Raw genomic sequence first — 20,324 nt, forward strand, 5'->3', positions numbered from 1 at the left:
CAGGTGCTTAGATAAAGCTCCCTCATTGCGCGATGCAATGGAAGCAGTGCTCAAAGATGCAACCGCTTAATCTCAAAACTATCGCTGCCGCAAACTTACAGGCGACCGCTATATCATTCGAGCTAAGTGAGATCGTGGACTGGGTTGTAAAGCGCGATCGTATTTAGAGAGGGCTATACTCTATGGACGATCAAGAATAGTTCTACTTCCGTTCATTTTTGGACGCGATGTTTTGTATAGTTAAAGCTAGCGTGTCGATAGAAGCTCGTTTGTTAGTTCTTCAAAATTTAGGGCGACAAGTTGAAGAGAAGTGGATTTGGAAGCATCTTAATTTCGAGTTGCATCCAGGAGAAAGGTGCGCGATCGCGGGTGCCGCCGGAACCGGAAAGACATTGTTACGAACCGGAAAGACATTGTTACTAAGAGCGATCGCAGCCCTTGATCCAATTCAAGCCGGAAGTATCTTATTTCAAGGTAAGAACTTGTCTGATTGGTTTATTCCTCGCTATCGCACTCAAGTTCTTTACCTACATCAACGCCCCGCATTACTAGAAGGAACAGTCGAACAGAACTTACAAGCAATCTATAAAATGTCAGTGCACCGATCTCTGAAACCCTATCCTCTTGAGCGCGATCGCATCCTGAAGTATCTATCGAGCTTAGGACGATCCGCAGATTTTCTCAACCGCCCCATTCATGCCCTTTCAGGTGGAGAATCTCAGATTGCAGCTTTTCTACGTGCTTTACTGTGTTCTCCGACTGTGTTGTTATTTGATGAACCGACCGCTTCCCTCGATGCACAGACTGAGCAACAATTCGAGCAGCTTGTACAATTTTGGCAACAGGAAGACCCAATGCGATCGTATTTCTGGACAAGTCATGATCCAGAGCAACTAAGCCGAATGACCGATCGCGGATTGAGGCTCGATCGTTTGTAGCAGCGGTATATTTACAGTACACTTGACCTTATTGTTTTTCGCACAATGTAATGCGACGCGATCCGCTGTTTTACAAGCTCTTTCAACGTTCTCCCGACTTGCTCTTTGATCTGATTGGGAATAAGCCCAACAATGCGGCTGATTATCGATTTGAATCAGTCGCCGTTAAGGAGCCAAAGTTTGAGATTGACGGTGTGTTTTTGCCGCCTGAAACCGGAGAGCCTGGAACCGTCTATTTCTGTGAGGTGCAAATGCAGAAAGACGATGAACTGTACGAACGGTTGTTTAGCGAATCGGCATTGTACTTCTACAGGAATAGCGCTCAGTTCTCAGATTGGCAAGCAGTGATTATCTATCCGACTCGCGCAACAGAACAAAGTAAGCTGTATCCGCATCGTTCTCTGTTAAGCGGGGATCAAGTGTATCGAGTGTTTTTGGATGAATTGGGCGATGTGAGATCCTTACCTGTAACTGTGGGCGCACTCGTATTAACAATCTTGAAAGAAGATGAAGCGCCAGAAGTGGCGAGAGGTCTGATTGCACGGGCAGAGATGGAGGACTTCACGGCAACGGAAAGACGAGACATAATAGATATTGTGACCTCAATTCTAGTGTATAAATTTACGAACTTAAGTAGATCGGAGATTAGAGCTATGTTGGGATTAGATTTAACCAAAGAGCCAAGAGCAATTCGGGAAGCTAAGGAAGAAGGACGGGAAGAAGGACGGGAAGAAGGACGGGAAGAGGTGCGCGGGCAAGAGGCGATCGCCCTGATTACTCGACAGCTAACTCGGCGGTTTGGGCAGGACTTTTCTGAAGAACTACGATCGCAGATTGCAGCCTTACCGTTGCCGTTGCTTGAAGACCTCAGTGAAGCTTTACTTGACTTTTCATCCGTGGCTGACTTAGAAGACTGGTTAAGAGAACTTCAAGCATAAGCCTAACTGCAACGAGAACTGCTTACCTGAACTGCTATGACGACTTCTTATGTTCCTATTAATAATGGACAGCTCGCGATCGCAGCCTTACTCATTGTGATTAATGTTGTTTTGTCAATCGCGCTACAACTGCGACTAGAGAAGCAGTTGTGGATTGGGGCAGTTCGGATGACGGTTCAACTTTTGCTGATTGGCTACGTTCTCAAGTGGATTTTTACTTTACAGTCGCCCTGGCTCGTATTAGCTGTAACTTTAATGATGACGATTCTGGCGGGACAATCTGCGATCGCAAGAACTAAACGTCGCTATCGGGGAATCTTTTGGAATTGCTTCATCTCAATCTTTGCCTCCTCAGCCTTGATGATTGGCGTGATTGTAGTTGGGATCATTAGAGTTGAGCCTTGGTATAACCCACAGTATGTGATCCCAATATTAGGCATGATCCTGGGCAATGCACTAACCGGGGCATCCCTTGCACTCGATCGCTTCACTGAAGATCTGATTATTCGACGAGATCAAATTGAAGCTTTGTTAGCGTTAGGTGCGACTCGATGGGAGGCTGCACAGCAAACAATTCAAGAAGCATTAAGAACCGGGATGATTCCTACAATCAATCAAATGATGGTGATGGGAACCGTAAGCTTACCCGGAACGATGACCGGGCAGATTATTGCAGGCGCAAATCCAACTGATGCAGTACGCTATCAGATTGTGTTGATTTTTGCGATCGCAGCCGGAACTGGACTCGCGACGATTGGAATTGTCTTACTTGGATTTCGATCGCTCTTTAACGTACAACATCAACTAAGACTTGATCGATTGCATCTCAGAGAAAAAGCCTAACTACGATCGCGCCTTTGCTTTCTGACTGATAGGAATACACAGTGGTGTTCCTGAAATCGGATCTGCAAAAATCCGACACTCTAGATTGAACACAGATTGAGCGAGTTCCTCGGTCATCACAGTCTTAGGATCGCCTGCTGCAAAGATTCTCCCTTCTTTGACTGCAACTAGATAATCTGCATACCGACAAGCTTGATTCAGGTCATGCAGCACCATAACGATTGTTCTTCCTTGCTGCTGATTCAGATTGTATAGCAAATCTAACACTTCAATTTGATGAGCAAGATCCAGAAAGGTAGTAGGTTCATCCAGTAATAAAATATCCGTATCTTGCGCGAGTGCCATCGCAATCCAAGCGCGTTGTCGCTGCCCACCCGAAAGTGTGTCTAGAGCGCGATCGCTAAACCCCACGAGATCTGTTGTTTCTAGTGCCTGTTGTACAATCTTTTCGTCCTGAATAGACCATTGTTGCAGCCAGTTTTGGTAAGGATAGCGTCCCTGAGCTACTAAATCTTTAACCGTCAGTCCTTCAGGTGCGATCGGATTTTGAGGTAACAGTCCTAATTGTTGAGCAACTTCTTTGGTCGATCGCCCGAAGATCGATTTGCTATCTAAATAAACTGCTCCATTCACAGGCTTTAATAGTCTTGCTAGCCCTCGCAGAAGCGTAGATTTCCCGCATCCGTTTGCACCCACTAAGGCGGTGATTTTGCCTGTGGGAATTGCTAGAGTTAGATCCTTAACAATAACTGTTCCATCGTAAGCAAGGGTGAGATTTCGAGTTGCGAGCGTTGCGGGTAAAGACATAAAAGATTGATTGGTTCAAAATTGTGGTGAATTTTTCTATTTCTTCTTCGTAGCGATCGCCATCTTGACTCCTTCAATCTTGCGAATTTCATCCATCACCGACACAATCTGACCATGTTCTACCTTCTCGTCGGCATTAATTACAACAACTGCTTGCTGATTGGCTTGCATGAGTGTTCTCACTCCAGCTTGCAGTTCAGACAACTGAACCGATCGCTTGTTCAGCGCCAGTTCTCCGCTAGGCTTAACGCTCACCGCAATTCTCGTCTGTTGCTGACTTTTAGAAGTTGCTGCACGAGGTAAGTTTACAGGCAAACCTTCAGAGCGAGTCAGAAACAATGTAGAAATAATGAAAAATGTTAGTAACGCAAACACAACATCAATCATTGGAACAATGTTAATCTGTGCTGGAACATCGTTATCTTCAGAAAACAGCATAGTGATTTGAGCGCAAATAATTAGTGATGTTGTGAAATCCGACCGTCTTCGTAACGACGGCTATAGATTAGCTCGAAACGATTTGCATATTCTTGAATCAAAGCGGTTTGGCGAGTGAAAAAACCTCGAAAGATACCAACCGCAAAGAAGTTAAAAATTGCAACGACTAATCCTGAAGCAGTCGAAACAAGCGCTTCACTGATCCCGCCTGTAACACCAGCAGTTTGACTGCCTCCGACATTTCCAAGATTCAAAGACGCAAACGATACGATCAATCCAGTCACCGTTCCCAACAATCCAAACAAAGGCGACAATCCAACAATCATGTCGAACAGATTCGTAAATCGTTTCATACCAGGAGTTTCAGCCTGCGCCTCCGCCTGCATTGCCAATCGAAACTGTTCAGGTGTGGGACGATCGAGCAACAAAGCAGATAGCAAAATGCGACCCGCAGGGAGATCAATGTTTTTCTTCAGAGTATCGATCGCGCCTGCCACGTCGTTTTCCTGATACAACATCAATGTGCGCTGCATCATCTTGGGCTGACGTTTGATGATGCGACCCCAGTAGCGCGATCGCTCAATGATTAATCCGATCGCGGTTACAGAAAATAGCAGCAGTGGAATCATCACCACTCCACCTGCTTTCAAAAGGTTAATCACATCACTCATCACTACAACTCCAACCCAAGTTCACGAAAATTTTTAGCAATCGATCGTACCGAGGTTTCCGACTGAAGAAACAGAAACCCAAACTCATATCAGATGTCAGCGTAAAGCTAATGAAAATGATTGTCAAGTGCTTTTCAAGAGCTGAACTTAAAGCTACACACTAAAAAGTGCTAAAACGTTAGGTTTATACTCAATATTTTCAGCATCGAGCTTCTTCCCAAACTATGAAAATTAGCAATTGACAGATGCCATCTCGAGTATTAGCCTGAGTGAATGGAATCCCCTGATGCAATTAGCTGTCAATAAATTATGAATTTTGCTCCAGAAGTTGCAGAACAACGTCAGAAAGAAGCAACACGACTGAAGCGGTTTTTGCCCCTCAGCTTCACTGGCGCGATCGTCGCGCATCTTCTTTTGATCCCCTTGCTCGCATTGATTTGGAAGCCTGGGGCAGAGGTTGCGATCGCGGAGGACGAAATTGAAATTGTTGCCGAAGATCAAGCACAGGAAGAACCCGACAATGCTGAGTCTACGGCTCAAGATGCAGGAGGAAGCGGTGGTGGCTCTGAGCAGTTTGCGCTGTTCAATCCAGAACCAAGCGCTCCTCCCCCCAACTCTGTAGAGGTTGCCCAGGCGATTCCTGAGCCTGTCCCCGAATCGATCGTTGAGCCAACTCCGGTTGAAGAACCCGAAGTCGTTGAAAACGATCGTCCCCTTCCAGCTCCTAGTCCTAGCCCTTCTCCTAGTCCTAGTGCTTCTCCTAGTCCTAGCCCTTCTCCTAGTCCTAGCCCTTCTCCTAGTCCTAGCCCTTCTCCGACATCCTCTCCAAGTCCAACTATTTCTTCCAGTCCATCGACGCAAGCTAGCGGAAAGCCAGAAGGTCAAAACGCTGTAACCAATTCAAACGCAAATCAAGCAAACAGTAGTTCGACAAGCGGGACCAGCACTGGAACTGGGAACGGAACTGGAAATGGTTCGGGAAATGGAACCGGAAATGGCATAGGCAATCAAGGTAGTGGAAACGGAATTGGCAACGGCAACGGGAATGGAACTGGAAATGGGACTGGAGCAGGACAGCAAGGCAAACCGCAATCTAACCCATCACCGCAACCTGTCGCCATTCGACAAGCCCCTCCCAGAGAAGAGGGTGATCGACCTGCTCAAAGTCGGAGAAAGCGACCTCGGTGTAAGGAGAACTGTAATCTTGATGAATACTTGGGGGCAGAAGGGACGGCTCGCTTTGAGTATGATGTAGACAAAGATGGCAATGTGACAAATCTTCGATTGCGGAGATCGAGCGGCAACCCGGAGATCGATCGCAAAGCTGAAGAAGTACTGAAACGGCGACGATTTGAAGCGTCCGAATCGGGTTTCCAAGGACAACGCATTCGTGTGACTTCTGAACAAGAGGGATCAAGCTTTCAGCGTCAGAATGACGAGCGTCGTCGGCAAGAAGCTGCTCAACGTGCGGAACGAGAAGCCCAGATTGCGGAGCAAGAACGTTTGGAGCGGGAACGGATACAGCGTCAAGCCGAGCAAGAGCGTCCGCCTGCATCCGCTACGGAACCTGTTCAACCCAGTCCAACAACGGCTCCTGCACCCGAAACCCCTGCGGCATCTCCATCGGCTGCACCTACACCTGTGGAGCCTGCACCTGCTCCTGTTGAACCTCCACCAGAGCCTGCACCCGCACCGGTCGAACCTGCTCCTGTTGAACCCCCAGCAGAACCTACACCTGTGGAACCTACACCTGTGGAGCCTGCACCTGCTCCTGTTGAACCTTCACCAGAGCCTGCACCCGCAGACGCCGCTCCTTCTAATCCGTAAGAGCATGAACTTGCCCTCACCCTGGCCCTCTCTCCGTGGGAGAGGGCTAGGGTGAGGGCTGCAACCGCCTAAATCATTCTTCTACTCAGCAACGCCGAAATTTCTAATGAGCAATTTGCTGCTACTGGTGATGTTATCTTTGTGATGGTCGATTTAGAGGATGTGAATTAAGTATCTTCGTTAGCAACATAAACGTTAGAAAAATAGCCACAAAGCCCGATCTCAATCATACTCAACGAGCAACTTGTATAAATTAAAGCAAATCCGGCTCCGGGACTTGCACCAAAAATCCATCGAACTAACCCTGTCGAAGAGATTATTGCAGGTTCAACAATCTGATCGCCTAATGGCCCTGCAATTAGAGATGCGATCGCAGACAAACATTGCCCTAACAATGAATTTGCTGCAAACACTCTGCCTTGGGCTTCCGGCTTAACATTGGTCATCCAGATCGCAGTTTCAGAACTCTCCATCAATGGAAAGTTACAAGACGAGCAGAACTGCGCCGGAAGCCAAACTTGGGGAACTCGCCCCAATCCGACTGTCATCTTGCTCAATCCTGCGCCAATCATACTGAGCAGTACGCCTCGAATAGGCTGCCTGAATCCTCCCCAAAGACTGACTGCGATCGCACCCGTTACTCCACCAAGGCCTGCTGCAAGTCCAATTTTTCCTAGCACAGTTGCGCTGCCATTAGTTCTTGCTAAAACCATTGGAGTATAAAGGGCTTCACCCAGATCATGCACAAACCCAAATGGCAACGTCAGTAACAATAAGCTTCGCAGGGAAGGATGCGTAAACAAAAGACGGAAGCCCACGATTAAATTGCGTAAAAGCTGGGTTGAGGACTCGGAAATTTCAGGTTGAGGAATTCGACGGGGTAGCAGAGTTGCGATCGCGATTAGAAATGTAAAGCAATCAATTCCCAAAATGCCGTTCAAGCCAATTATTGGATAAAGAGTTGCTGCGATCGCGGGTGCAATAATCAATGAGCCATAGTGCAACGCGGAACCCATGCTACTGACACGAGTATACTGCTGTGCTGGCACCAGTAAGCTAATTGATGCGGAGTACGAGAGTTCTTGTAGCTGGCTGAAAATACTGACAATGACCGTTGTGAGATACAGATGCCAAAGTTGTAGCGTGTGAGTGAGCGATAGTAGAAGTAGGATCAGGCTAGAGAAGACCGCGATCGTATCTCCCAGCAGCATGAGATATTTTCGGTTAAAGCGATCAACAATCACACCCGAAACCAAGTTGATAACAATCCGGGGCACTTGGAAAAAGAACCCGATCAATGCGAGTGGAGTTGCAGAACCTGTTGTTTCCCATGTCCAAAGTTCGAGAGCAAACCCAGTCATGTAGGTGCCGATCGTCGAGACAAGCTGACCAAACCAGAAAATAATAAAAGTACGCATTTTGATAGGTTCAATCAGCCGTTCTATGTGTTCTGCCTTGGGATTAAATGCTTAGATACATCGTCAAGAATTGCATTCGCTGAAAGCACATTTCCAAAAACCCAATAACCTGAATCAACAATATAGACGCGCTGATTTTTTACTGCCTTTAATGTTTGCCATAAAGGGCTATCTGTGTAAATTTGGAAGTTCTTTTCAGCTCCTGGATCGAGTGCGACAAAGATTACATCAGCATCAAGCCAATCTACACGCTCTAAACTGACATTCACATAAGTCTCATCTGTTCCTTTCAGTTGACGCTGAATCGCAGGAATAGAAACTACCTTCAGTTCTTCAATCACGCTTCCAGGAAAAGAGACATGGTTTAGAAACTGGGTAAACTCAAGCGTTGTGTAAAATCGCATAATAGAAACTTTAGTATCACCAAGTTTCTGCTCCATAACAGATCTTAAGTCTTGTATTCTTTGTTGATAAGCATTTAAGAGTCTTTCAACCTCCTGTTTTTTATTCAAAACTTCGCCAAATTGCCGTAGTACCCTTTTCCACTCAGCGTGACTAAAATCCATTGAAACAGTCGGTGCAATTCCTGAGAACACTTCATAATTCTGAGGCTCCATATACATCCCGACGATCAGGTCGGGGTTTAGCTGCACTATTTTTTCAAGGTTCGGTTGTCCCTCTTTTCCTAGATCGATAATCGTGTCGATCATATCGTTCAGAATCGGTGTTTTACGCCCAGTTCGATTCGCTCTTGTTGTCGCGATCGGCTCTAAACCCAACGCCACTAAAATCTCTAAACTGTCTTGATCCATTGCGATCACTCGCTGTGGATTCAGTGGAATGCAACTCTTTCCCAATTGATGCTGAACGATTCGACAGTCCGAGAAGGCAGCCTCTGATGTTTGAGGCTGCAAGGGTTGACTCAGCAACACATTACAACTCTGAATCAAAGTGATAATCAGGGTTCCTACTAGAAATAGTTTGATGCGTTGCCACCAGAATCTATGAATCATTGTTATGCCGTATGGCTTCAAAATGGTTTCAAACAATCCTTAAAATGTCCAGGAAATTGTACCTCTTACAGTGAAAGGAGCGCCGTAATACACGCGCAATGGACTTTCTGCTATCTCGAAGTAGCTGACATCAAACAAATTCTCGATGTTCAATCCAATCCGATAGTTATCTCGACGATAGAACAAAGCAGCATCAGTGCGAGTGTAGCTAGGAACTTCAAACGAATTATCTAGATCACCTTGGCGCTGCCCCACGTAAAAGATACCAAGCCCGAAGCCTAACCCTTTGAGAGAACCCGTTTGAATTTCATAGGTTGTCCATAAACTTAAAGCGTGTTCTGGGACGTTGTTGATGCGATTACCAACTGAAAAGGTATTGTCAGCAGTGATCCGGGCATCGGTGTAAGCGTATCCGGCGGCAACCTTCCAGCCAGGTACGATTTCACCTGTGATATCCAGTTCAACCCCCCGACTTCTCTGCTCTCCAGTTTGTATTGAAAAATTTGGATCAGCAGGGTCAGCCGTCAAGACGTTAGAACGAGTAATTTGATAGAGTGCTAGAGTCGTAGACAACCGACGATCGAGCCAATCTGCTTTAATCCCTACTTCATACTGAGTTCCACGCTCCGGCTTGAACAAGGCATTATCTAGCGCTGTTCCAACACTTTGCAGAAAAGAGCGGCTATAGCTGGCATACAACGAAAGTGAGTCCGTGGGTTGATACACTAAGCCGACCCGTGGACTGAAAGCCTCATCTTGCTGAGAAGACTCCGATCCATCTACGGATTCAATCTTTTGGCTCACAATGTCAAATCGTCCGCCAAGCAATAGTTTTAGATTGGGTAATAGATCGATTTGGTCTTGTAGATAAATGCCGAGGGAATCTGTAGTAATGGGTTCTCTGGGAAATTCTCCAAGCAGTTCTCCTCGTGGTCGTCTGTAGACTGGGTTAAAGATATCGATCGGTGCTAAAGCAAACTGTTGGTTACTCGCTCCATACACATCCCGGTTAAGATCAAACCCAAATAGCAACTTGTGAGTAACGCTACCCGTTCTAAAGGTTCCAACAACATTAGTATCGAGGATGTAGTTGTCCTGAGACTGGTCCTTTGTACTAAACAAACCTCGCTCTAGAGTGCGCTCATCGTCGAGTAGCGCCGAGGGAAACAGAGAGTTTTGCGGAACTTGCTGAAAGGTGGCTCGAAAGGCATTCCGCAATTGCCAATCTGCACTCAGTTGATGTTCGAGGGTATAACCTAAGCGCAGAGAATAGCGATCGTTTTGATCAAGCTCGTCTCCCGGCTCCCCGATAAATCGGTTCCGAGGCAGTCGCCCATTGATATTAGGCAGAACAGTGCCCTTAGCAGGTAATCCCCGTGCATTCGGTTGCTCAGAAATGGTGTATTCGCCCTCAAAGGTGAGTTTAGTTGCTGGACTGATTTGCCAACTGAGACTGGGAGCAATCACAAAATTGCGGCGATCGAAGAAGTTGATAAACGTTCCAGTCGTAGAAGCACCCGCGATGAAACGATAGAGCACAGTTTTAGAATCATTTAGCGGGCCTGTGAAATCTAGAAAACCGCCGTAGGTATCAAAATTTCCGATCGTTCCCTCGATCGTATAGCGTGGGAACGATAACGGCTTTTTCGTCACAATGTTCACCGTACCGCCTGGACCACCTTGACTAAACAGCGCTCCTGCTGGGCCTTTTAATACTTCAATTTGTTCAATGTTGGGAACTGCAACACGGTTGGTGATATTGGTATCATCCCGTAAGCCATTGCGAATGATATTACGCCCTGTAAAACCGCGAATTGTGAACCCTTCAAACGCAGAGTATGATGGATTGTCCGGTGTCACTCCAGCAACCGTTTGCAGGGCTTCGTTGACACTTTGTACCTGACGATCTCGCAGCAGTTCTTGGGGAACGACTTGCACAGAGAACGGCAAATCCCGAATCGGAGTATCCGTTCTACTTCCAGTTGTGGCATTGGGCACACGATAACCTCGCTGCTGCTCCCCTGTCACCACAACTTCTTCATCAAGTTCTTCCGCTTCTGGGTTGAGGCTGTAGACAGAATTTCCCGTTCTCAAGGTCACGTCTTGTTTAGGTAAGGCGCTATTCCCAACGACCCTGATCCGAATGCGGTTCTCGCCTTGCTGCACAACCTGGACAGCCGCGATTTCTTCAGTCGGATTTTCTGCTCTGAAGGTTGGTGCATCGGGTAATGCCAGGATGGCATTAGGAATGTCTGCAATTAGGCTATTGCTCTCTGTGCGAAACTGAGTGGTATCGATTTGTAGTGGCTTACCTGCTGCAGTTTCAAGAATAATCTCAAGCCCTGTCCCAGTGCGCTCTAACCTTACCGCAGTGATCCGTACTATTGCCGCTTCGATTTGAGCTATCCACTCAGTCATACTGGTTGCAGGTCGATCGTGCTTAAAATCCGGCTTCTTCTCTTCTGCTCCAGCAAGCTGAGTTGTGATCAAAATCGAAACAATGCTACTCCAGACAGCCACCACCAACAACTGTAACTTCATGACTCACACCACAAGAACATATCAGAGCAATGCTGCCGCAACCTTGGCTTAACAGGAATTGCTCTCAATAAAATACCGAAGTATGGGTTCATCCTCAAAGCCTAAACGACCCAAATCCGGATCATTTTTCTACCCAAATCCGGATCAGCAAATCATGCTAACGATTCCATACTGCTGCTGATACTCTTTAGGACTGATCCCAAATTGACGTTTGAACACTTCTGCAAATTGGCTTGCCTTGCGATAGCCCACTGCCTCAGCCACGTCTTTCACTCTCATTGCAGAGTCAATGAGCAGCGATCGTGCCAATTCCATCCGCTCCACCTGCAAATATCCAAAGACCGTTGTGCCAAAACAAGCGCGGAATCCTGTTTTCAACTTATGGTCATTCAACCCAACTTGACGCGCTAATGCTAGTAAAGAAGGAGGATTGCTCAAGTGTTCAATCAGAATGTCCCTAGCCCAGTAAATTCGATCGATCTCATCGGATTTCAATTGAAGCGTTGGCGTTGGCTGTAACGCTTCACCCAAAGTTGCGAGACGCAGCGCAATGAGTTCAATTGCTTTGGCTTCTAAATAAACCCTACGAGTCACCCCCTGATAGGGACACTCCAAGATTTGCCGGAGGATAGATCGCATCACAGATTTCGTTTCACCGATTTGACAGAATTCTTGATCGCTTGGTTGGTGAAGGACTTTTACTAAGTCAGCCGGAAGCAATCCGAAGTCATCTTCAACTAAGCGATGCAAGAATGCCGAACTGAAATGAATGTCAAACTTGAAAATGCGATCGCCCTTCTGCCACTGCCGCATCCCTCCCTCAAAAGTGCTCCAGCAGGCACTAAAAAAATTCTGTCCTGCCCGAACGCCTTCATCTCGATTCGTTCCTATCAGACAAAAACTCAGTTCTAACTCAGGCTCACTAATGCTGTTATCACAAGCTGGATACTCTAAAACCAGGTGTTCACCTAGTTGATAGTCATCAATTAGAAGATTGAGTCCATCACACACATCACTATCCCATCGATAAATCTTCCCAGATTCAGGGTTGTCAAGGTGCAATTCGCGGGTACTCGGACTAATGAGGGGTACATCATCGGCAGCAATGAACAGCGTCATAGATTGGAATTGCAGTGAAGTCTACAGCTTTGAGAGAGTCAGAATGATTTTTGCGTTTTAGTGTAGAACTAAATGCAAATAATTGTCAAATATTGCGATCGCACGTCATTCAGATAAAGCACAGACTTCGTCCATTGGAGCTGCCGATTCAGTAACGGGAAGTTGAACTATTTTTGTTAGAGAATCACCCGATGAAATTGCTGTTCAACTTCCGAAAGACCTTACCAATTAAATTGATAACGCACACTGATCGATCGACCTCTTCCTGCTAGATATTGCACATCACTGGTTTGTAGTTGGGAAACGACTGGGAAATAGTCTGCGTTGAATAAATTCTCGATCGCGACTTGCAACGTTCCGCTCCCGATTCTCACGCTGGTCAGAAAATCAACGGTCAAATAATCATTCACCGCTTGCCGACCAAAGGCAGAACTATTGTTAAAGCGATCGCGGCTTCCAGAATAGAGTAGCTGCAGCCGATTTCGCCAACCTGGAAGTGTTTCATTCTCAACATAAGCAGTGAGTTTCAATGGCGGGATGCGGAAGCCATCGAGAAAATCTTCATAGTTCCCATTATTGTTTGCATCAATGCGCCCTTCCACTAGGCTGGCAGTAAATCCTAAATTCCAGGCTTTGCTAGGCTGTACATCTAATGTTGCCTCTACACCATAGATTTGTTCGGGCGCACGAATAATATCAACAAAGCTAGCAGCAAAGGTTGTTCCCAGATCAGAGGTATTGTAGAACCCTGAAATCGAAGCCTGCACATTTCGCCACTCACCGCGCAAACCGATTTCATAGTTATTCACTTTTTGCGGTTCGGGTCGAACTTGCTCAAACTGAAAATTGTTCGGTGCGGCTCTCAACACTCGTCCAATATCTGCTAGTGAAAAGCCTTGAGAAAAACTAGCAAAGGCGCTGAGTTGCGGCGTGAGCTTGTAAACGGCTCCAGCATTAAACAGCGTTGCATCATAGTTAACTTTTCCGCCTGTAACACTGTTGTTTGCGATCGTGACAAAATCATCCACACTCACAGCAGCCCGCTCATGCCGCACACCGCCCCGCAGAATTAAGCGATCGCTCAACTTCGCTTCGAGTTGTCCAAACACGCCGAGATTGTTGATGGTTAGGGGTGGAGTCCAGATTCGATCGCCCAATTTGCGAAACGCCTGCCCACGACTGGCATCAAACGCAGCCGGATCGAAAAATGACACAGGCTGTTCAGAATTTTCATTGGTAAAGTCTAAACCCCAAAGCAAGTTGACTGCACCATTTTTTGTTAATGGCGTTTCCACGTCGAAGCGAGTTCCAAACTTTTGAGAGTCTACTCGTGACTGAAAGATCAAACGCCCTAGACTAGCGGTATTTCGGGCATCAAAGGGGAAAAATCGCGCCAGCACATCCCGATAATAAACTTGTCCTCGCACTCGACTCCCAAAGACATTGCGATTGGTGTATTCAAGATTGAATAGTGAATTTGCAGTGCCGGGTAAATCATCGAGTTCTAACCCTTCTAATACTCGCGCCCGCTGCCGACCAGGGAGGCGATTTACAATTGGATCGCTAGTGAATCCTGGGTCTTGTCTATTATCAAATCGATTCGCAGAAAAAACAAGCTGCTGATTTGCATCAGGTTTGTAAACGAACTTGCCGAATAGATTAATCGCTTCTGCATTTGACAAGCCGCCCTGTCCCGTGGGATCGAGAGCAATACGATCGCCCCGTGCATCAAAAAAGCTCCCAATGTTTGCTAATGAAACACTAAAAACATAGCCTAGCTTATCTTGTGTGCCCGAAAAGGTTTGCTGAAGCGTTTGACCCCAAGCGCCTTCGGAACCTGTCAGCGAGGTATTTACGCCAATTTCAGTTGTTGCGGTGAGGGGATTTTCAGCAGGAGTGCGCGTGATAATGTTCACAACTCCTCCGGTTGCGCCATCTCCATAAATTGCAGTTGGGCCGCGTAGAACTTCGACTCGTTCGATCGCTCCTGGGTCGATCGTTCTCAAATCGCGAAAGACATTGGGAGTCGTCGATTGCGGAACTCCATCAATTAAAACCGTTACATTTCGCCCGCGCAGGGTTTGACCAAAGATATTGTTCCGTTCATTTGGAGAAGCTAAACCAGGAACTAATTTACTCAGTGCATCAGATAGATCGCGAGAGATCGCGAGTTGTTGCTGTAGCTGTTCTCGATTAAGAATCGTAATTGATTGCGGCACATCTTGACTTGATTCCTGAGTGCGAGTGGCAGTCACAACAACTTCTTCTTCATCGATCTCCGCTGTGACGGCTAGGGTAAGCCCTAATTGATTGGTTGTGACCTCTGCAAAAGGAACTTCGTTTGTTCCGATAATTCTGACTTGAACACGATCGGGTGCGATCGCTTGTACAATCACTGATTGAATTCCGCTGGCCAGATTGTTTGCTTGAAACGATTCCCCTTGAGGAAGCGCAAGTGTCGCTGCAAATTCAGCCGTGAGTGTTGTTTTTTCCTCTGTGAGCGTCGGTTGGGGTAGTGTTTGATTGTTCGCAGTCTCTAGAATGACATTCACGCCATCAGAAGTAGGACTAAGACGAACATTTGTAATCTGAGCAAGTTGCGGAGCTTGAGTCAGTAACTCTGCCGCTTTGGGAAACTGTTGAACCTCTTGCAAATGGCGGACTGCTGGAGTTTCTGCTGCGGCAACAGCTTGCCATATCACTCCCACGATCGCTGCACTGACATAAATCCAGAACCGACACATCATCTCACACCATCCACCTAAATCGAAGCTTCTTGAGAATTATTACTATCTGAAGGCTACACCAATGCCGTCCAAAAGTCTTACGCGATCAGGAGCCGACTTAATCGAAACGGAGATGCGATTATTGCTGCCGATATGCGCGTGGACTGACACCGAACTGCCGATAAAACGCATTGCTAAACGCAGGTAAACTCCCGTACCCAACGGCATAAGCAATCTCTGTAATGCTTGTATCCGTCTCGATTAACAATCGCTGCGCCTGTTTCATTTGATAAGTTCGTAGATAGCCAAATACAGTTGTACCGAAGACCTGGCGAAATCCTTGTTTGAGTTTGCAGTCATTCAAGCCAACCTGACGCGCAAGTTCAAGCAGCGAGGGAGGACGTTGATCGACTTGCGGTCTATCAAGAGAGCGTCTGAGAATTTCTTGAGCGTGATAGAGCTTTTCTAGATCTTGCGGCTTCCACTGCGGTAATTTTGCTGGAGGCTGTTCGTCCTGTGCCCAGCGCCAAAACTGGAGTGTCAGCAGTTCCAAAGATTTGCTTTCTAAATAAAGCTGTCGCATCGCGCCTCGATACGGACAAGCCAAAATTTGTTGCAGAATTGGTTGATGTTGCGCTGATTGGATACCTAGAGTTTGATGAAACGGTTCAACCGAGCGCCCATCGATTAGCTGGCGAATTCGATCGGGAATCTGTTGCCATCCTGAGTAGGCGCGTAAGAACTCTACATCAATACTAAGTGTCATTCGTTGCAGGGATTGTTTTTCAGCGTAGTATTCAATTGAGCGGATTTCTGGTAGGTAGCAAATGCAGCTTTCTCCAGACACTTCTGAACGATCTTCTTCGTGTCGTAATCCTGGATTGATGATGCGAAAATTGCCGGACAGATAAAAGGTCAGCGTCAGTTGGGGGATTTGGTACAAATAGTCTAGATGAATTGGGCGATCGTAAATTACATCATCGACCCAAAGCTGAAACCCGTCTCGCAGGGTTGTAATTTGTCGTTGTCCTTGCCCTAACTTAGAGGGAAGGTTACGCCAGCCTCGATTGCCTTGCCACGTCCAAATCTCATTTTGAGACAAGGCTGCTTGCCAGATTTGGTCAAATTCAGTTTGAGCGATCGGCTTTGACATAAAATCTGGTGCAAAATACGTCGTAGAATTAATGAAAAATCCTATCATTAAGCTAATGTTTTTATCTAGCGCTGTTGGTTGGAGAAGCTGCTTTGTCTGAGATCAAGACTGACCATCTCAAAATCAGTTATGGGGATGCGATCGTGGTGCCTGATTTGTCGATCGCACTGCATCGGGGAGGCGTGACCGCCTTAATTGGGGCAAATGGCTCTGGAAAGAGTACGATTCTACGAACGATTTCCCGCTTGCTCTCTCCCACTCAAGGCGTTGTTTGTTTAGATGGGCGGGATATCGCTAAGCTCAAAACAAAAGATTTGGCGCGTCGATTAGCCTTTCTGCCACAATCCCAGGAAGCGCCCAGCAGAATTACAGTTCGCGAATTGATTGCTTATGGACGCTATCCCTATCAAGGACTATTCAAACCGCTTTCATCGCAGGATCAAACCGCGATCGACTGGGCACTGACAATCACAGGATTAGAGCCACTCGCATATCGATCGGTTGATACCCTTTCAGGCGGAGAGCGGCAGCGGGCTTGGATTGCAATGGCACTCGCGCAACAAACTCAAGTGCTACTCCTCGATGAGCCAACAACTTATCTAGATATTCGCCATCAGCAGGAGATTTTATTGTTGGTGCGGCGGCTAAATCGCGAACAGGGGCTGACAGTTGGGTGGGTTCTGCATGATCTTAATCAAGCGGCAATGTTTAGCGACTGGTTAATTTTGTTGCGTCAAGGGCAGGTGTATGCTCAAGGACGCTCCGAACAAGTGATGAAGACTGAAATTTTGCGCGAGACGTTTGGAACGGAGTTAGTGATTGTGCCGCATCCTCAAACCGGGAAGCCAATGTGCTTGCACAGTGTTGCAGAAGAATTTTAGGGATAAGAACAATGACCTATCGTTACAATCGGCGAAATTTTTTACTAGCTGCTAGTGCCGTTGCGATCGCAACGGGATGTCAATCTCGATCAACTCAATCTGATCGACAAGGCTTTGTTGCGCTGGAATGGGTTTATGCAGAAAATCTATTGGCGCTTGGAATTGCACCGAAAGGACTTGCTGACATCAGAGGCTATCAACAGTATGTTAATATTCCAACCGCGTTAAATCCAAATACAACGGATGTTGGAACGCGACAAGAACCGAGCTTAGAAGCGATCGCAAGTCTCAATCCTCAGATGATTTTTGGGACTCAACTCCGCCATGAAACTATCTATCAAGACCTATCCAAGATTGCCTCTACAAAGCTCTATAATCCTTATCCCGAACCAGGACAGCTTGATCAGTTTCAAGAAATGGAGCAGACTTTTTTATCCATTGCTGAGTTAACCAATCAACACAGCCAAGGCGAGCAAGTTTTAGCACAATTGCGCGATCGACTATCACAAGCATCTAAGAGTTTATCTAGAGTTCCCGATCGCCCAATTTTACTAGGACAGTTTCTAGGAAATACGCCGCAATTGCGTTTGTTCACAGATAACTCAATGGCAATGAGAATTCTCAACCAAATGAGCTTAAGAAATGCTTGGCAGGGCCAGCCCGATCGATATGGCTTTAACACTGTTTGGTTAGAAGCATTGCCTGCTGTGCAAAAAGCACATTTTCTCTATGTTGCGCCTGAGAATGATGCAGAATTTAAGAAGCTTCAAAACAATCCGATCTGGCAAGAACTTGAATTTGTTCGAGAGAATCGGCTGGCTTCGCTCGGAAGCGATACTTGGCTGTTTGGAGGCCCGCTCTCGGCGCAAGTCATCGTTGAAAGAGTCATTGCAGCTCTAACAAAGAAGCCATGAAATCATTGATTACAGGAATTGTCCTATTACTCATAGTGCTATGGGTTCACTTAACTCAAGGACAATCAAGTTCAAGCTTTGAAACTGTGATTGGGGCAGTTTTTTCACCGGATAACAGTGAAGCACAGAACTTAATTCGCTATCTATTATTGCCTCGATCGTTGATTGGTGTCCTAGCTGGAATTGCATTAGGCATTGCAGGAACATTGCTGCAAACGATTACGCGCAATCCGCTTGCATCTCCAACGACATTAGGAGTTAATTCCGGTGCTTATTTTGCGGTTGTGGCAGGCGCAATTTTTGTTCCTCAGCAATTTGCGATCGCGCCTGGACTTTTTGCATTTGCTGGAGGACTCCTTGCAGCGGGACTGGTATATGCGATCGCAACCAGTGTTCGAGTTACCCCAACTCGGTTAGTTTTAGCGGGAGTCGCTGTCTCCTTAATGTTGTCAGCCTTTACAGCAACCTTACAGCTTGTGTATGAGAATGAAACGGCTGGATTGTTTCTGTGGGGCGCAGGTTCTTTAGTTCAAACCGACTGGAGCGGGGTTAGAAGTGCATTGCCGCAAATCTTAGCGGGTTCAGCGATCGCGATTCTGTTCATTCGATTGTGGGATGTATTGCTGCTTGAGGATCAAACAGCTCGATCGCTGGGTGTAAAAGTACAGTCAGCGCGATTTTTTGGGGTTGTAGTTGCGGTATTCCTAGCTGCGATCGTCGTGAGTGTTGTGGGTGCAGTAGGCTTTGTGGGATTAGTCGCACCTCATCTTGTGCGATTGATGGGTGTTCGACAGCATCTATTTTTGCTACCTGGCTCAGCAGTTTGGGGAGCGGTTCTCGTAATCAGTGCAGATGTCGTTGCACAGCAAGTTGCAACGAATGTGAGCGAACTTGCGGCTGGGAGTGTAACAGCTTTGATTGGTGCGCCGTTTTTAATCTGGCTGGCACGTCGAACTTCACCCTCAGAGGGCGGCGCGATGAATGACTCGGTTGGAAGTTTGCAAAGCCGCAGTTTACCAGGATCATCGCTGTATCTTCCTTATTGGGGACTGATGACGATCGTGATCGGTTTATTACTACTCGCTCTCTTCTCAGGCGTTGCATTCGGTCAAATTCGCTTCAGCTTATTGGACGTACTCCAAGCACTAGAAGGCAATGCGTTTTCTCAGCAAGTATTATTTGACCTGCGATTGTCCCGTGTTTTAGTCGCAATGTTAGCAGGTGCATCACTATCTGTCAGTGGACTGCTTCTACAAGGTGTGATTCGCAATCCACTAGCGGGGCCTGAAATTATCGGCATCACATCAGGAGCCGGATTGTTCGCACTCTTCGTTTTAATCCTGATACCCAATGCACCTGTATCGTTGATTCCGATCGCAGCAATGCTCGGAGCCTTTACGACTTTTGCGATCGTCTGTGCGATCGCTTGGCAAGATGGATTTGCCCCCGGACGCTTAGCCTTAATTGGCATCGCAATTTCTGCTTTTTGTGCTGCTGGCATTAATCTATTAGTCGTCAGTGCGAGACTACAAGTAGCTCAAGCATTAGTCTGGCTTTCGGGTAGTACCTATGCTCGTTCTTGGGATGAATTAGGTCAGTTAGTTATATTTCCAGTCGTTTTGTTACCGATTGCATGGCTAACAGCGCGTTGGCTCGATCTGATGGCACTGGGCGACGATTTACCAAAATTGCTGGGAGTCCGACTACAACAAGCTCGGTTAGTTCTGATGTCGATCGCGGTAATGCTGGCAGCAGCATCCGTTGCAACGGTCGGGACTCTGGGATTTGTCGGCTTAATTGCACCTCATGCAACTCGTCTGCTTGTGGGTAATTATCACCGTCAACTCATCCCTTTATCTGCTTTACTGGGTGCAATTTTGGTCGTGATTGCAGATACAATTGGACGCACCATTCTAGCACCAAGAGAAATTCCATCTGGACTGATCACCGCAATGATCGGAACGCCTTATTTTCTCTGGTTACTCTGGCAGAATCGTGACGAATAGCTTTCTAAGCGGTGATTTAGAAAAAATAAATGTGACAAATAATAGCTAAACTTGAGGACATGACTAGAGAAAAGACTGGACAGTTGCTAAT

General features: G+C 46.7%; 16 protein-coding genes. 7 read left to right on the top strand and 9 right to left on the bottom strand.

Annotated features, from left to right (window positions below):
- Positions 1-269: 269 nt before the first annotated feature.
- From NC980_RS22955 to fetB, 3 genes are read left to right on the top strand one after another with little or no spacing between them, the layout of a single operon-like run.
- Entirely contained in the window at positions 270-938 is a 669-nt protein-coding gene (locus NC980_RS22955) for an ATP-binding cassette domain-containing protein (protein ID WP_199298403.1), read from the top strand.
- 50 nt (positions 939-988) lie between these two features.
- Positions 989-1,876, top strand: coding sequence for an Rpn family recombination-promoting nuclease/putative transposase (locus NC980_RS22960; RefSeq protein WP_190375648.1), 888 nt, complete (start codon positions 989-991; stop codon positions 1,874-1,876).
- A 36-nt stretch (positions 1,877-1,912) separates the two neighbouring features.
- Complete coding sequence (gene fetB / locus NC980_RS22965; protein WP_190375649.1) at positions 1,913-2,719, top strand: iron export ABC transporter permease subunit FetB; 807 nt, start codon at positions 1,913-1,915, stop codon at positions 2,717-2,719.
- Here the strand turns inward: fetB and NC980_RS22970 are convergent, their stop codons facing one another.
- From NC980_RS22970 to NC980_RS22980, 3 genes are read right to left on the bottom strand one after another with little or no spacing between them, the layout of a single operon-like run.
- The gene (locus NC980_RS22970) at positions 2,720-3,526 is read right to left on the bottom strand and encodes an ABC transporter ATP-binding protein (RefSeq protein WP_190375650.1); all 807 of its coding nucleotides are present in this window, start codon (positions 3,524-3,526) and stop codon (positions 2,720-2,722) included.
- Between the two features lie 36 nt (positions 3,527-3,562).
- Complete coding sequence (locus NC980_RS22975) at positions 3,563-3,964, bottom strand: biopolymer transporter ExbD (protein ID WP_190375651.1); 402 nt, start codon at positions 3,962-3,964, stop codon at positions 3,563-3,565.
- 20 nt (positions 3,965-3,984) lie between these two features.
- Positions 3,985-4,635, bottom strand: a complete 651-nt coding sequence (locus tag NC980_RS22980) for a MotA/TolQ/ExbB proton channel family protein (protein WP_190375652.1) — start codon at positions 4,633-4,635, stop codon at positions 3,985-3,987.
- Between the two features lie 309 nt (positions 4,636-4,944).
- On the opposite strand from NC980_RS22980, the gene NC980_RS22985 reads away from it, so the two are divergent.
- Entirely contained in the window at positions 4,945-6,462 is a 1,518-nt protein-coding gene (locus tag NC980_RS22985; RefSeq protein ID WP_190375653.1) for an energy transducer TonB, read from the top strand.
- 167 nt (positions 6,463-6,629) lie between these two features.
- On the opposite strand, the gene NC980_RS22990 is transcribed toward NC980_RS22985, so the two are convergent.
- The 6 genes from NC980_RS22990 to NC980_RS23015 form a co-directional block, all read right to left on the bottom strand.
- Positions 6,630-7,880, bottom strand: coding sequence for an MFS transporter (locus tag NC980_RS22990; protein ID WP_190375654.1), 1,251 nt, complete (start codon positions 7,878-7,880; stop codon positions 6,630-6,632).
- Between the two features lie 23 nt (positions 7,881-7,903).
- Entirely contained in the window at positions 7,904-8,692 is a 789-nt protein-coding gene (locus NC980_RS22995; protein ID WP_199298404.1) for an iron-siderophore ABC transporter substrate-binding protein, read from the bottom strand.
- A 240-nt stretch (positions 8,693-8,932) separates the two neighbouring features.
- Complete coding sequence (locus tag NC980_RS23000; protein WP_190375656.1) at positions 8,933-11,434, bottom strand: TonB-dependent siderophore receptor; 2,502 nt, start codon at positions 11,432-11,434, stop codon at positions 8,933-8,935.
- Positions 11,435-11,578: 144 nt separating this feature from the next.
- The gene (locus NC980_RS23005; protein WP_190375657.1) at positions 11,579-12,553 is read right to left on the bottom strand and encodes an AraC family transcriptional regulator; all 975 of its coding nucleotides are present in this window, start codon (positions 12,551-12,553) and stop codon (positions 11,579-11,581) included.
- A 221-nt stretch (positions 12,554-12,774) separates the two neighbouring features.
- Positions 12,775-15,300: a TonB-dependent receptor gene (locus NC980_RS23010; protein WP_242026559.1), complete on the bottom strand. Its 2,526-nt coding sequence runs from the start codon at positions 15,298-15,300 to the stop codon at positions 12,775-12,777.
- A 118-nt stretch (positions 15,301-15,418) separates the two neighbouring features.
- On the bottom strand, positions 15,419-16,432 hold the full coding sequence (locus NC980_RS23015; protein ID WP_190375658.1) for an AraC family transcriptional regulator: 1,014 nt from the start codon (positions 16,430-16,432) through the stop codon (positions 15,419-15,421).
- Positions 16,433-16,524: 92 nt separating this feature from the next.
- On the opposite strand from NC980_RS23015, the gene NC980_RS23020 reads away from it, so the two are divergent.
- The 3 genes from NC980_RS23020 to NC980_RS23030 are packed head-to-tail and all read left to right on the top strand — an operon-like array spanning position 16,525 to position 20,233.
- The gene (locus tag NC980_RS23020; protein WP_190375659.1) at positions 16,525-17,313 is read left to right on the top strand and encodes an ABC transporter ATP-binding protein; all 789 of its coding nucleotides are present in this window, start codon (positions 16,525-16,527) and stop codon (positions 17,311-17,313) included.
- Between the two features lie 11 nt (positions 17,314-17,324).
- Positions 17,325-18,227 carry an iron-siderophore ABC transporter substrate-binding protein gene (locus tag NC980_RS23025; RefSeq protein ID WP_190375660.1) on the top strand — a complete coding sequence of 301 codons (903 nt, stop codon included), beginning with the start codon at positions 17,325-17,327 and terminating at the stop codon, positions 18,225-18,227.
- Positions 18,224-20,233, top strand: coding sequence for an iron ABC transporter permease (locus NC980_RS23030; RefSeq protein ID WP_190375661.1), 2,010 nt, complete (start codon positions 18,224-18,226; stop codon positions 20,231-20,233). Before NC980_RS23025 ends, NC980_RS23030 begins: the two co-directional genes overlap by 4 nt.
- The last annotated feature ends 91 nt before the right edge of the window (positions 20,234-20,324 follow it).

Origin of the sequence: Leptolyngbya sp. AS-A5 (assembly GCF_039962495.1) — a bacterium.
In the GTDB taxonomy this organism is placed as follows: Bacteria; Cyanobacteriota; Cyanobacteriia; order Leptolyngbyales; family Leptolyngbyaceae; genus Leptolyngbya.

Excerpts from the sequence above, each read along its gene's own strand:
- NC980_RS22960 (WP_190375648.1), top strand. The coding sequence starts at position 989 with ATGCGACGCGATCCGCTGTTTTACAAGCTCTTTCAACGTTCTCCCGAC.
- fetB (WP_190375649.1), top strand. The coding sequence starts at position 1,913 with ATGACGACTTCTTATGTTCCTATTAATAATGGACAGCTCGCGATCGCA.
- NC980_RS22970 (WP_190375650.1), bottom strand. The coding sequence starts at position 3,526 with ATGTCTTTACCCGCAACGCTCGCAACTCGAAATCTCACCCTTGCTTAC.
- NC980_RS22975 (WP_190375651.1), bottom strand. The coding sequence starts at position 3,964 with ATGCTGTTTTCTGAAGATAACGATGTTCCAGCACAGATTAACATTGTT.
- NC980_RS22980 (WP_190375652.1), bottom strand. The coding sequence starts at position 4,635 with ATGAGTGATGTGATTAACCTTTTGAAAGCAGGTGGAGTGGTGATGATT.
- NC980_RS22985 (WP_190375653.1), top strand. The coding sequence starts at position 4,945 with ATGAATTTTGCTCCAGAAGTTGCAGAACAACGTCAGAAAGAAGCAACA.
- NC980_RS22990 (WP_190375654.1), bottom strand. The coding sequence starts at position 7,880 with ATGCGTACTTTTATTATTTTCTGGTTTGGTCAGCTTGTCTCGACGATC.
- NC980_RS22995 (WP_199298404.1), bottom strand. The coding sequence starts at position 8,692 with ATGGATCAAGACAGTTTAGAGATTTTAGTGGCGTTGGGTTTAGAGCCG.
- NC980_RS23000 (WP_190375656.1), bottom strand. The coding sequence starts at position 11,434 with ATGAAGTTACAGTTGTTGGTGGTGGCTGTCTGGAGTAGCATTGTTTCG.
- NC980_RS23005 (WP_190375657.1), bottom strand. The coding sequence starts at position 12,553 with ATGACGCTGTTCATTGCTGCCGATGATGTACCCCTCATTAGTCCGAGT.
- NC980_RS23010 (WP_242026559.1), bottom strand. The coding sequence starts at position 15,300 with ATGATGTGTCGGTTCTGGATTTATGTCAGTGCAGCGATCGTGGGAGTG.
- NC980_RS23015 (WP_190375658.1), bottom strand. The coding sequence starts at position 16,432 with ATGTCAAAGCCGATCGCTCAAACTGAATTTGACCAAATCTGGCAAGCA.
- NC980_RS23025 (WP_190375660.1), top strand. The coding sequence starts at position 17,325 with ATGACCTATCGTTACAATCGGCGAAATTTTTTACTAGCTGCTAGTGCC.
- NC980_RS23030 (WP_190375661.1), top strand. The coding sequence starts at position 18,224 with ATGAAATCATTGATTACAGGAATTGTCCTATTACTCATAGTGCTATGG.